13 protein-coding genes are annotated in these 12730 nt (G+C 52.6%); 3 read left to right on the forward strand and 10 right to left on the reverse strand.

Going from position 1 to position 12730, the window contains the following annotated elements; translation table 11 throughout:
• Positions 1-51: 51 nt before the first annotated feature.
• The 3 genes from ABFD83_03040 to tsaB are packed head-to-tail and all read left to right on the forward strand — an operon-like array spanning position 52 to position 2119.
• On the forward strand, positions 52-936 hold the full coding sequence (locus tag ABFD83_03040) for a glycoside hydrolase family 43 protein (GenBank protein ID MEN6356041.1): 885 nt from the start codon (positions 52-54) through the stop codon (positions 934-936).
• 17 nt (positions 937-953) lie between these two features.
• Positions 954-1418: a tRNA (adenosine(37)-N6)-threonylcarbamoyltransferase complex ATPase subunit type 1 TsaE gene (tsaE, locus tag ABFD83_03045; GenBank protein ID MEN6356042.1), complete on the forward strand. Its 465-nt coding sequence runs from the start codon at positions 954-956 to the stop codon at positions 1416-1418.
• Entirely contained in the window at positions 1412-2119 is a 708-nt protein-coding gene (gene tsaB, locus ABFD83_03050) for a tRNA (adenosine(37)-N6)-threonylcarbamoyltransferase complex dimerization subunit type 1 TsaB (GenBank protein MEN6356043.1), read from the forward strand. The genes tsaE and tsaB overlap by 7 nt, the downstream gene beginning before the upstream one ends.
• Before the next feature lie 188 nt (positions 2120-2307).
• Here the strand turns inward: tsaB and ftsZ are convergent, their stop codons facing one another.
• The 10 genes from ftsZ to ftsW form a co-directional block, all read right to left on the reverse strand.
• Positions 2308-3399 (reverse strand): cell division protein FtsZ, encoded by a 1092-nt coding sequence (gene ftsZ, locus ABFD83_03055; GenBank protein MEN6356044.1) that lies wholly within the window; start codon positions 3397-3399, stop codon positions 2308-2310.
• A gap of 71 nt (positions 3400-3470) precedes the next feature.
• Positions 3471-4706 carry a cell division protein FtsA gene (ftsA, locus tag ABFD83_03060; protein MEN6356045.1) on the reverse strand — a complete coding sequence of 412 codons (1236 nt, stop codon included), beginning with the start codon at positions 4704-4706 and terminating at the stop codon, positions 3471-3473.
• A gap of 77 nt (positions 4707-4783) precedes the next feature.
• A complete protein-coding gene (locus tag ABFD83_03065; GenBank protein ID MEN6356046.1) occupies positions 4784-5140 on the reverse strand; it encodes a small basic family protein in 357 nt (118 codons plus the stop codon).
• Positions 5137-5904, reverse strand: coding sequence for a DUF881 domain-containing protein (locus ABFD83_03070; GenBank protein MEN6356047.1), 768 nt, complete (start codon positions 5902-5904; stop codon positions 5137-5139). Before ABFD83_03070 ends, ABFD83_03065 begins: the two co-directional genes overlap by 4 nt.
• 24 nt (positions 5905-5928) lie before the next feature.
• Positions 5929-6732 (reverse strand): FtsQ-type POTRA domain-containing protein, encoded by an 804-nt coding sequence (locus tag ABFD83_03075; GenBank protein MEN6356048.1) that lies wholly within the window; start codon positions 6730-6732, stop codon positions 5929-5931.
• A gap of 90 nt (positions 6733-6822) precedes the next feature.
• Positions 6823-7881 (reverse strand): D-alanine--D-alanine ligase, encoded by a 1059-nt coding sequence (locus ABFD83_03080; protein ID MEN6356049.1) that lies wholly within the window; start codon positions 7879-7881, stop codon positions 6823-6825.
• Positions 7875-8777, reverse strand: a complete 903-nt coding sequence (gene murB, locus ABFD83_03085; GenBank protein ID MEN6356050.1) for a UDP-N-acetylmuramate dehydrogenase — start codon at positions 8775-8777, stop codon at positions 7875-7877. The genes ABFD83_03080 and murB overlap by 7 nt, the downstream gene beginning before the upstream one ends.
• A complete protein-coding gene (gene murC, locus ABFD83_03090) occupies positions 8774-10156 on the reverse strand; it encodes a UDP-N-acetylmuramate--L-alanine ligase (protein MEN6356051.1) in 1383 nt (460 codons plus the stop codon). Before murC ends, murB begins: the two co-directional genes overlap by 4 nt.
• Before the next feature lie 283 nt (positions 10157-10439).
• A complete protein-coding gene (gene murG / locus ABFD83_03095) occupies positions 10440-11513 on the reverse strand; it encodes an undecaprenyldiphospho-muramoylpentapeptide beta-N-acetylglucosaminyltransferase (protein MEN6356052.1) in 1074 nt (357 codons plus the stop codon).
• Positions 11401-12645, reverse strand: coding sequence for a putative lipid II flippase FtsW (ftsW, locus tag ABFD83_03100; protein MEN6356053.1), 1245 nt, complete (start codon positions 12643-12645; stop codon positions 11401-11403). The genes murG and ftsW overlap by 113 nt, the downstream gene beginning before the upstream one ends.
• Between the last annotated feature and the right edge of the window lie 85 nt (positions 12646-12730).

A 12730-nucleotide genomic window follows, 5' to 3' on the forward strand; every position in this document is an offset into this window, starting at 1 on the left:
ATTTTATATTTAGTATTTTATTTTTGGTTTGATGTTGGGGTGTGTTCTGAAGTGAAAGAGACAGTCGCATCATCTGAGTTTCAAGTCAGGGACCCGTTCGTGTTGCCCGTGCCTGAAGAACGCAGATATTACCTATATGGCACCATGCTGACCAAAGAAGAGCGAACTATTGGGGCATACTTCAGCATAGAATTAAAGCACTGGACAGGGCCGGTTGTCATCTTCAGGACAGACGGCAAGTTCTGGGCAGATAAAGACTACTGGGCGCCTGAAGTCCATAAGTATCAGGGCAAATATTATATGTTTGCCAGTTTCAAGTCTGATAACCACTGCCGTGCTACGCAGATTTTGGTATCAGAGAAGCCGCTCGGCCCGTTCAAGCCTTTGACCGACAAGCCGATCACTCCGCAGGAATGGGAATGCCTTGACGGCACGTTTTTCGTTGATGATGCTGGGAAGCCATGGATCGTCTTCTGCCATGAGTGGCTTCAGGTAAGCGACGGTGAAATATGGGCACTGCCACTTACTGAGGACCTAAAAGAGGCGGCTGGCAGACCTGTGCTGCTGTTTAAGGCATCTGACGCGCTATGGACAAAAAGTGTCTCGGGATCGGATTCCCACACCAAGGATATGGTCACTGATGGCCCATTTGTATACCGTACGGCTGATGGCACTCTGCTGATGATCTGGTCGAGCTTTGGAAAAAACGGGTATGCGATGGGAATTGCGCAGTCCGAATCCGGAAAAATACAAGGTCCTTGGAAGCAGTTGGCGAAGCCATTGTTTGAAGCAGACGGCGGCCACGGTATGCTCTTTCGTGATTTTGATGGAAGGCTGATCTGCGCGCTGCACAAACCTAATGTGTCGCCAAACGAACGGCTTAATCTGATACCAATATCCGAGTCCGGCAGCAAATTAATCCTGCCGAATGAATGACCGGGCAAATAGAGAATATGCGTAAAACAATACAAACAAACAGCGCCGAGGAGACGATGGCTCTCGGCGAAAGATTGGGAAAGATACTGTGTCCGGGTGCTGTCCTGGCGCTTTTCGGTGACTTGGGCGCGGGCAAGACCACTTTCACAAAGGGAATAGCTAGAGGCCTCGGGCTGGCTGACGATGTACACAGCCCTACCTTTACTCTTATTCACGAGCACATAGGCCCAACCCCTCTCTATCATGTCGATCTATACCGGCTGGAAAGTGAAGCTGAGGTGGATTCTCTCGGTATCGAAGAATATATCTACAGCGAGGGAATAACAATCATAGAATGGGCAGACAGAATGAGATCGATGCTGCCGCCGGAGAGGCTGGATATTGAGCTGAAAATGAAGGGCGATAATGATCGAGAAATGATTTTCGAGACCACCTCGCCCAGGCTGCAGGCCATCGTCGAGGAGATAAGTAAGAAATGCTGACAGTTGCAATCGATTCATCACAGGATATGTGCACGCTCGCGCTCGGGCGCAAAACACAACTCCTGTCTGAATATCATTTTCACCACAAAATGAGCCTGCTGCGTAGACTTGTGCCCAATATCGAGATGATGCTCTCTGATGCCGGCCATAAGCCTCAAGATTTGGACGCAGTGTTCGTATCTCTGGGACCCGGTTCGTTCACGGGCCTCAGGATAGGAATAACGACCGCTAAAACGCTGGCATGGACACTTGGAAAGCCTATAATAGGCGTGCCTACGCTCGACGCAATCGCAATGGGCGCGGCGGATACTGCCGTCGAGATAATATGCCCCATGATCTTTGCGCGGGCAAATGAAGTCTACTGGACGCTGATGGACTCGACTGCTGAAGTAAGACTGGCTGAATATGAGGTTTCGCCTGTATCCGACGTGCTTCTCGGGGTTGAGAAAAGAGGCTTGAAAGCCTGTTTTTGCGGCACTGGAGCCACTCGCAATGCAGAAAAGATAAGGCACAAGTTCGGCAACGAGGCTGTTGTGACCAAACCCTGGACAGACTTCGCAAGAGGCGCGGCTCTGCTCGATCTGGGTAACAAGCGATTGAGTGAGGGGCACATTGATGATGCTATCACACTCACCCCGATGTATATACGCAAACCAACGCCTGTTGTGAAGTTGGAAGCAGGCGAACTGGATATTAAATAATGACAGATGTTTCGCTTTTCTCGAAGCGGCTGTCTGCAGAGTGGTAAAGTGCTCCCACCCCGGCTTTCTTACCAGAAGAGGTAGGCAGCATCAATATTAGCTCTATATCTTCACCAGCTTCATATTAGCAGCAAAACGGCCCGGGATTCAAACCCCGGGCCATCATTGTAATTGATTGGACTGCAGTCTTATCTTCTGCGAAGGAATGCGGGAATGTCCAGCTCGCCTTCGGGAAGCAGAGTTGGCTCCACACCAAGAGTTGCCGACGGAGTTGGAGGCATACCCTCGCCGACAGCGGCCATTGCCTTTGCTTCAGCCATCTGATGGCGTTCCTGACCGTCAAATCCCGTCGCTAAAACAGTTATGCGAACCTCATTGTGCATAGACTCGTCTATGACCGTGCCGAAGATGATGTTGACATCGTCTGTATCGCAGGCCTTGTAGACTATGTCGGCGGCGTCATAGACCTCGGAAAGAGTCAGATCGGGTCCGCCGGTGATATTGATGAGCACGCCGCGCGCGCCGTCGATTGTCGTCTCCAGAAGAGGACTTGCGCAGGCTATCTGAGCTGCATGGGCTGCTTTCTGCTCGCCGCTTCCAAAGCCGATACCCATAAGAGCCGTACCCTGGTCCTGCATGATCGCCTTCACATCGGCAAAGTCCACGTTGATCATACCCGGAATTGTGATAATATCGGATATGCCCTGCACGCCCTGCCTCACCACATCGTCAGCGACTTTGAACGCATCCGTAAGGGTAGCTTTCTTGTCTACGACATCCAGCAGGCGATCATTGGGAATGGTTATAAGCGTGTCAACCCGCTCTCGAAGTCCCTTGACGCCTCCGTCGGCTACTCTTGCCCGGCGAGGACCCTCGAACCCGAACGGTCTGGTCACGACTGCGACCGTCAGCGCGCCCATCTCCTTGCTCATCTCGGCGATAACAGGAGCAGCGCCGGTCCCCGTGCCGCCGCCCATACCAGCCGTTATAAATACCATGTCGGCTCCCTCAAGAAGCCTCCTTATCTCGGGCTTGCTTTCCTCAGCGGACTCCCGGCCCATCTCAGGATTGCCTCCGGCACCCAAGCCCCTGGTTAGATTTGCGCCGAGTTGGAGCTTGCTTTTGGCGGCAGAGAGTTCAAGCACCTGAGTGTCGGTATTCATTGCTAAAAAGTCAACACCGGTAAGGCCGGCATCTATCATTCGGCCAACAGCGTTCATACCGCCGCCGCCGACCCCGATCACTTTGATTTTTGCATAACTGTCGCCAGTATTACTCATATTGGGACCCCAGCTCCTCTCGCCTATAAAAATATGAATTTTATGAACCGCCATCCGGGCGGTCTACTGCTTCAACGTCTTGCCTTGCGAAGCCTGAACATATCAAGCAGGCTCTGTTTAAGTGTAACGCTTTTTTCTTCCTCACGCAAGTCCGAATGCTGCTTTGCAGCAAATAAAACCAGACCAACAGCGGTGGTATATATAGGGCTTTGCACCGTATCGCTCAGGCCGCCTACATTGCGCGGCAGGCCGAGCCTAATAGGCATCCCAAGTGTATTTTCGGCAAGCTCGACTGTGCCGGGCATCTGGCAGCCGCCGCCGGTCAGCACAGCGCCCGCAGGGAGCAGATCGATATAACCGGATTTGATCAGTTCCTCGCGGACCATCTGGAAGATTTCCTGCATCCTCGGCTCGATTATCTTGGCCAATATTTCACGAGGCAGTTCCGTAGGCGACTCCTCGCCGAGGCTAACTATCTCAAAAGAGTCTTCAGGCTCGATCATGCTTGCAGTCGCCGTGCCGTATTTGATCTTCGCCTTCTCGGCTTCTTCCTGCGCCGCGCGGAGACCGACTGCAATGTCTTTGGTCACATGGTTGCCGCCGACCGGAAGCACCGCTGTATAAAAGATTTCGCCGTTGACGAAGACTGCGACATCCGTTGTGCCGCCGCCTATATCGACCAGAGCTACACCAAGGTCTTTCTCAGCCGGAATAATCGCAGAATGGCTCGTCGCTATAGGTTCGAGGACGGTCATATCGATCTCAAGACCGGCGCGCTGCACGCATTTGGCTATATTGTCCAAAAATGAAGTAGAGCCGGTGACGATGTGAGTCTCGACTTCGAGCCTGCTGCCGGACATACCTACAGGGTCTTTCACGCCGTCCTGGCCGTCGAGAGTGAAATCGCGCGGAATTGAATGGATTATCTCGCGCTCAGGAGGCAATACGATGACCTTGGACGCATCGACTACGCGCTCGACATCAGACGGCGTAACCTCTCTGTCGGAACTCGATATCGCAATGACACCGCGGCTATTAAGAGATGATATGTGCTCGCCGGTCACGCCGACTACAACCGACTTGATGGAGACCGTGCCACCCATCTTCTGGGCCTTATCCGTGGCGGAGAGTATTGCCTCAGTGGTGGAGTCGAGATCGACTACAACACCCTTGCGCAGTCCGCTGGACGGTGTCAGACCAACGCCGATAATGTCGGCGCTCTGAGCGTCGAGATCAACGTCGGCCAGTACGCAGCAGGTCTTTGTGGTTCCTATATCCAGACCCGCGATGAATTCTTTTCGGCTCAATGTGTTCTCCCAAAGATGTTGGGTGACAGGTGATAAAAACGGGCGTCCAACACCTAACACCCATCACCAATCGCCTGTTAAGATTCTTTTTTTCTGTTCATACTGGTCTGAGTCAGCCAATAGCGGCGGATGAGAGAAAGGTTCAGGAACACTCTCCATCCCAAAACAACAACCGCTGCCATGTAAATGTCCACACCAATCTGGTCACCAAGATAGGCCAGTCCGGCAGCCAGCAGTGTGTTCATGACGAAACCTGATATGAAAATGTCGTCGTGAAACTTGCCCTCTATACCGGCTCGAATGCCGCCGAAGACGGAATCCAACCCGGCGAGTGTTGCCAGCGACAAATATGGCGCAAAATCAGAAGGCACCCTGATCGGCGCCCAATAAACCATAAAACCCAACGCTAAACCAACTACGGGCAGCCAAATCATCTTTCTCTCCGAATAACTTTTGCTTTTTCTTTTGAAGCAGCGACCGGCTGCGCTACGTTAAAGCGCGTGCTGCCTGCATACGCCGGGATCAGTATGTCCTGCTGCTTCCTGACTTCGACCATATCAAGCAAAAACAGCGCATCTGCCACACCGCCCGGTAATGTCAGCGCCTTGTCCAGCACGCTCTGCTTGCCGATTGCCCTTATAACATACGGCGGCGCAACCTGGACTGAGTTGACAAGCACAACAGGTCCTACACATCTCACTGACGAGTTAGCGATGAGCCGTTGATCGTTAATCGAGATAGCCTCCGCCCCTGAAGCAAAGAGCTCATCGACTATCGCACGAATGTCCGTATCATGAACGACATAGTTCTCTATGACATCCGCACGGGTCTCGGTCGGGTCGAGCTTGGGACTGTCATGCAGAGTGACCACTATCCCCGCACCGCGCACGGCAACCGTGCCCGCAAGCATCTTTGACTCGTTCAGGGTCCGCTCAAGACTCTTTGCGCCTGTCAGACCGGCCGCCTGCTGTCTTGCCAGGTCTTCATTGCGCTGCTTATAATCAGCCAGTTCTTTGCGCAGTTGCAAATTTTCCTGCTTAGTGGCGCTGAATGCCGCACGCAAAGCAGGCAGACGGTTGGGCACGCCTTCGTTGGCTGCCTGACGCTGTGTTTTTAGTGACAGCGCAAGCAGCATACCGAGGACTATGCAGAGCGCGGTGACTTGAAAGACCCACGTTTTGCCCCTATAGGATGACATTAGGATTGACATTTTAATTAATTGTTATGATGCGTTCTGCGCGACGACCTTCGGCTTCCACACGGGAGCGCTGGGACAGCTCAGGTCTATGTATATCGCTTCCCTGGCAATAGACGGACGGTATTCGAGTGCGCGCCGCAGCAGTGACATTTTCCTTGCTATATCATCAGGCTGACCAAGCTTGACGTAAAAACCACTGACCATATTTAAGCATATATCACCGTCATGGTCAATGGAAATTTTGCCGACCCTCAGTTTCTTTTCATTGGCCGATCTAACAATCTCAAGCGCGCCGCGCACCTGTTCCGAGCTTGCAATCCTGCCCGGCTGCAACTCTTGAGAATCCGAAATTTCTATGAGCGGAATGCCGTTGACCGGAGCGCCGGTCTTGTGAAATATCAAACCATCGCACTGAATAAGGCAGTTGGATTGACCATCGGTTACCACAGCATCGGCTTTGCGCTCGGTCACCCGGACCCACATCTTATCCGGAAAGGCTCTGCCGATCTTTACTGACTCGACCTCATTCAACGCCAATATAGCTGAACGCACCGGTCCTTTTCGGACGCAGAGAATATTCTGACCCTTCATCGAACCGGCATATTTATTGACCAGGTGCTTGTCACACAGGCTGGTACCCTTTATGCTGACGCTCTTCACACCCAGATTGGGCGTTCGGAAAGCATATGTGATCGAGCCCGACAAAATAGCCGACATAAGCAGGCAGGAAAACAGCAGCTTGTAGTTCGGTCTTTTTCGATTGCGGGATGATTTCTTTACCGCACGTGAACTGCGCCGAGCGCTAGTCCTGGTTGTGGTTTTCCTCACCTTCGAGTTCCCTCCCTGAAAATAGCTGAGAGCCGAGGACGATACGCCCTGAAACATCGGCTCAGTTGTCAGCGATCTTTGTCGCTGCTGCTATTCGTAATCTTCCAGTGCATACTCGATCAGCATATCAAGCAACTTGCCAAACGGTATACCTGCAGCCGCTGCCGCCTGCGGAAGCAGACTGGTGGGCGTCATACCAGGAATCGTGTTTACTTCTAGCGCATACATGCCGTCCGCACCGATGATGATGTCGGTTCTGGATACGCCCCGGCATCCAAGAGACTTATGAGCCATAAGCGCAAGTTCCTGCGCTCTTGCAGTGGCATCGTCGCTGATCTTTGCAGGCACAATCTCCTCTGTGGCGCCCGGAGTATATTTGGCCTCGTAATCATAGAAGCCCTTGGCCGGGACTATCTCAACAACCGGAAGCGCAAACGGCTTGTCATTGCCCAGCACACCGACTGTGAACTCCCTGCCCTCGATAAACTTCTCAATGACTATGCTGGTATCATATCCGGCTGCCCGGCTAATTGCATTATTCAACTCATCCGGCGATATTACCTTCGTCATTCCGATAGTCGATCCCTGGCGGCTCGGCTTTACCATGACCGGGTAACCCATCTTTTCGACTTCTGAAGCTACACCGGCTTCATCCCACTTGCCGTTAATACAGCAGAAATCGACTGACGGAGGCACGGGAACACCGTCTCCGGAGAGCACCTTCTTAGCCATCGACTTATCCATAGCGAGAGCGCTGGCAAGCACACCAGAGCCGGTATATGGAACGCCCAGCAGATCAAGAAAGCCTTGAACCGTGCCGTCTTCTCCGAACCTGCCGTGCAGCGCCAAAAACACCACATCCGGACGCAGGCCGGACTTCTCGCTTGCTATCTCCTGCATGGAGGTCAACTTGTTGGCGCCACAAAGCGCTGCTCCGGCATCAGCTACGGCCTTGACCTCTGTCGATGCGCCCTGCAGGCACTGCCGCCTGGTGCCGGGTATAAGAGCGGCGTCGACACCGACTGTTTCGTATTTGTTTGCATCGAGCGCCTCAAGTATTTGCTTGCCTGTGGATAACGAGACGCCGCGTTCTGAGGATAACCCGCCCATCATTACGGCGACTCTGATCTTTGATTTTCGTTCTACCATTGCCCTACTCGTCTGACCTCATATTCCAAATCTATTCCTTGTATATCTTTGACTAACTTTCTGACCTTTTCCGCTAACGTATACAAATCGGAAGCGGTTGCGTTGTGTGCATTCATGATAAAGTTTGAGTGGATTTCTGATACAACGGCTCCGCCCTCACGCATGCCTTTGCAGCCCGCGCCATCTATCAATTTACCGGCGCTAAGACCCGTGGGATTCTTGAAAAAGCACCCTGCGCTCTTGCCCTGCGGCTGAGTCTCGGCACGGTGCTTTCGCACTGCCTCCAGATTGGCTGCGATTGCTGTGCCGTCTCCGGGTTTCATCTTAAACACGGCATACGTGATAATAAGCGACTTATCATATTGAAAGCGGCTGTTTCGATATGTAAAGCCGCACTTGTCCCTGGACAGCGCAATCTTTTCACCCGTGCTAGTAACCGCTCGAACGCCCTCGGTAACTTCATCTATATAGCCCCGGTGAGTCCCGGCGTTCATCACGATGGCTCCACCGACACTGCCGGGGACTGTGCCGACACCCTCAAGGCCGCTCAGATTATTCTTTGCAGCCATATCGGCGACTTTCGATATACGTGCCGCTGATCCAGCGACGATCCGTCTGCCCTGGACTGTAATGCTTGTAAACTCACCAACGAGCTTAATTACAACTCCTCGAATGCCTTTATCCGAAACCAGCAGGTTGGCTCCGTCGCCTATCACCATCCAGGGTATCTCATGTTCAGACATGTATAGCATTAAGTCTGAAAGTTCATCTTCATTTGGAGCTTCAACAAAATAATCCGCCGGTCCGCCGACGCCGAGAGTGGTGTAAGGGGCCATCGGCTCGTTTTCGATTACTCGCCCGGTTACGATGCGCTTCAGATCATCAATAGTGCTCATGACGCACTCCTTGAACGAAGATACTCTGCCAGGCTCTCGCCCACTGTTCGTACATCCCCCGCACCAAGAACGATTACCATATCTCCGTTTGTAATAGTGCTCGCAAGTTTGCCTGCGATGGTGTCTTTATCGGGGGAATAGCTTACATCTGTATAGCCGTTTGCGCGCATTTGATTGACGATGTTTTCGGCGCTCACACCCTCTATAGGCAGCTCGCGTGCCGCGTAGATCGATGCAATTATCACATGGTCGGCATGCGAAAGGGCTTCCGCAAACTCTACGCAAAAGTCGCGCGTCCTGGAATAAAGGTGCGGTTGGAAGACTGCAGTGATTCGTTTGTCGGGATATGCTTTGCGCGCGCCTGAGAGAGTCGCTTTAATCTCAGTCGGATGGTGAGCGTAGTCATCGACTACCATTATCCCGGCATCATTATAAAGGACCTCGAACCGGCGGCCTGTCCCTCTGAACTGGGCAAGCCCGCCTCGGATCGAATCAAAATCCACACCAATCTCAAAGGCGACGCCTGCAGCGGCAAGTGAATCGAGCACATTTTGTATGCCCGGAACGCCGATAGTTATCTTGCCGAGTGTCTGCCCACCGCGAACCAGTGTATATGTCGGCTCGGGCTTGGAAATGTCAACATCCGCTGCAAGCAGATCGGGTGAACCTGTAGTGCCGTACCAGACAATTCTTTTCTTGCAGCCGTCCAATACTTTACGCACACAAGCTTCGTCCGAGCAAGCAACCACCAGGCCGTTATCGTCGGAACCGTCTACAAACTTGCGAAAAGCCTTCTCGACATTATCGATCGTCTTATAATGATCAAGATGATCGGCCTCTATATTGGTGATTACCGATATTGAAGGCTTCAGGTGAAGAAATGAGCCGAATGCCTCGCATGCCTCGGTCACTATAACCGATCCGTCACCGATACGGACATTGCCTCCTGCTGATTTCATATCGCTGCCGAAGAGGACTGTGGCATCTATCGCTGCTTGATCCAGAATAGCACCTATCATAGACGTGGTGGTGGTCTTGCCGTGTGTGCCTGCGACCCCGACACGGTGTTTATACGGCTCCATTATATGTCCAAGAGCAACCGGGCGCACCAGAGTCGGAATGCCGCGTTTGATAGCCTCGGCAAGCTCAGGATTACTCGGTTTGATTGCGGCATTATAGACCACAACGTCCGCTCCATCGATATTTTCAGGGCAATGGCCGATACTGACCTTGATGCCGGACTCGCGCAGGCGCAGTGTGTTCCCGCTCTCCTGACGGTCCGAGCCGGTAACGATATTGCCCTGTTCGTGTAGAATTTTGGCGATGGCGCTCATACTCACACCGCCTATTGCTATAAAATGGTAATGCTTTCTATCCAAAATAGGTCCTCAAAATTTTTTTGCTTCGGCCAAAGCCGAGTTCGAAAAACTTGCCACCTTTGGTGGCGGCTCCGGCCGCTTCGCAACCGAAGCAACAAAAAACGGGATTGAATCCCGGAGATTCTTAACGGGTGCGATCGGATATCGCACCCGAACATAGAAGCAACGAATCAGTTGCGCCCTCACCCTATCCCTCTCCCCCAGGAGAGGGAACAGCAGATTCCTCACATTCGTTCGGAATGACTGAGCTTGAAATAATCAATATAAAATATGAATTACAAAATCATGTGGTGCCGATTGCTGTCTGCGCTACGCTTTTTGCTGCATCTATCTTCGCAAGAGATGCGCTGGCATCAGCCATTTTCTGCAGTTTGTCCGGTGATGACCGAATATCGGATACGAAACCGGCAAGTATGTCGGATGTCAATGAAAACTCATCACATACGATCCCCGCATTGTGATCAGCAAGATACTCGGCGTTGTGCCTCTGCTCATCCGAGACCGCATGCGGATACGGGACCAGTATACTCGGCAAACCGGCTGCTGTGATCTCAGCAATCGTGGATGCCCCGCTTCTGCATATCACCAGATCAGCAGCGGCGACAGACTGCGGCATATCCAGATAAGCCCTTACATGATAGTCATCAGACTCAGCCGATTTACTCTCTTCATAGTTGCGCTGACCCACCTGATGCAATATCTGAGTGTTTCCGTCATTGATTTTCGGCCACATATCGAATACGAGTTCGTTGAGCCTTTTCGCGCCCTGACTCCCGCCGACTACCAGAATTGTGAATGCATCTTGCTTTAGACTTAGCATCTTCCTTGCTTCGTTCTTGCCGGGCAGAGACCCAAACTCAGTGCGGATCGGCAGACCCGTTAGAATCACCTTCTCCTTAGGAAAAAAGCTCGATGATGAGTCAAAAGAAATGCAGACCTTATCGGCAATATGCGAAAGCCATCGGTTTGTTCTGCCTGGAATGGTGTTTTGCTCGTGAATGACTATCTTTAGCGCGAGAGTACGCGCCGCGACCAGCACCGAAGCAGTCGTATATCCGCCCGTACCGATCACAACGTCCGGCCCAAAGTCTTTGAGTATCCGTCTTGCCCGGAAGACACCGGCAAGCAGTTTGCCAAAGGAGGACATGTTTTTGAGCGACACTGACTTCGTAAGAGGCGCACTCGGCACCGCCTGAAACGGGATGCCTGACTCCCTGGCAATAGAGCCCTCAGGTCCATGCGAACTACCGACGAATAGTAGTTCTATACCCGGATCGATTTCGCGAAGAGCCTGACCCACGCTTATTGCGGGATATATGTGACCGCCTGTGCCCCCGCCCGTCAATACTATTTTCATATAGTTCTCGTTCTTCCAGTTCTACGTTTACCTGCCGCGAAACCGAGAGCAGCAGCCCTGCAGCAACCAGCATCGATATCAGTGATGACCCGCCATAGCTGATGAACGGCATCGGCACGCCTGTCGCCGGGATCGACGCGCTCACAACCGCAATATTTATAACCGCCTGCATCCCTATTATGGAACTCAGCCCCACGGCGAGCAGGTTGCCGTATGTGCTCTTGGACCTGCGCGCCACATCCAGGCCGCGATAGGTCAAAAACAAAAATGCACCCAGCAGCAGCACGCATCCTATCAAACCAGCCTCCTCGCCAAGAGTGGCAATAATGAAGTCGGTCGAAGCTGCAGGTATATAAAGCTTCTCGCGCCCCTCGCACAGCCCGACACCAGTCAAGCCGCCCGTACCCAGCGCAAGCAGAGAATGGATCACCTGATAACCGTCGCCGTAAGGATCCTTCCAAGGGTTGAGCCAGACCCATATTCGCTGCAGTCGATATGGCTCAAACAATACTGCCAGACCCGCGAGGCCACAGCCAGCAGTCGCTAATGCCAGCAGATGACGCTTCTTTGCACCTGCTGCATATAACATTATAAAACATGTGGCGATGATTGTGATCGCTGTGCCCAGGTCAGGCTCAATAAAAATCAACCCGGCCATTACGGCAACTACCATTCCCGGTGCGGCCCAATTGCCACTGATCCGCCTTACGAGCATTTTTCGCTTGGCAAATATCCCTGCCAGATACATCACAATCGCGACTTTTGCTATCTCGGAGGGCTGCAAGTTGAGCGGACCAAGCGGAATCCACCGGCAGGCACCGTTGACCTTGCGTCCGATACCTGGAACCATAACTGCAACAAGCAGCGCAATCGAGATCAGCAAGAGCGGCGCGGTCCATTTGATGAAGCTGGAGAAACGCAACCGCATTGCCCAGAACATCAGGCCGAGACCGGCAGCCGCAAAGATAAGCTGGCGCTTGACCATATACCAGATGTCAAAATGAGCCCACTTTGCATCGCCCATCTTCGCATAGCTTGCATCGAAGACGAGCAGCATCCCGGCAATAAGCAGCACAATAACTGCACCCAAAACGCCGATATCCGGCACACCGAGCTTGGCTTCCTTTCTCATCCTGCTTCTCCCCTTCTCAACCTTATCGAGTAATGTCCCGGCGGTTAAAACCGCGGCAACAACCACACAAAGTCGGCCTGCGCCG

The organism is Armatimonadota bacterium (genome assembly GCA_039679645.1).
Lineage (GTDB): Bacteria > Armatimonadota > UBA5829 > UBA5829 > UBA5829 > UBA5829.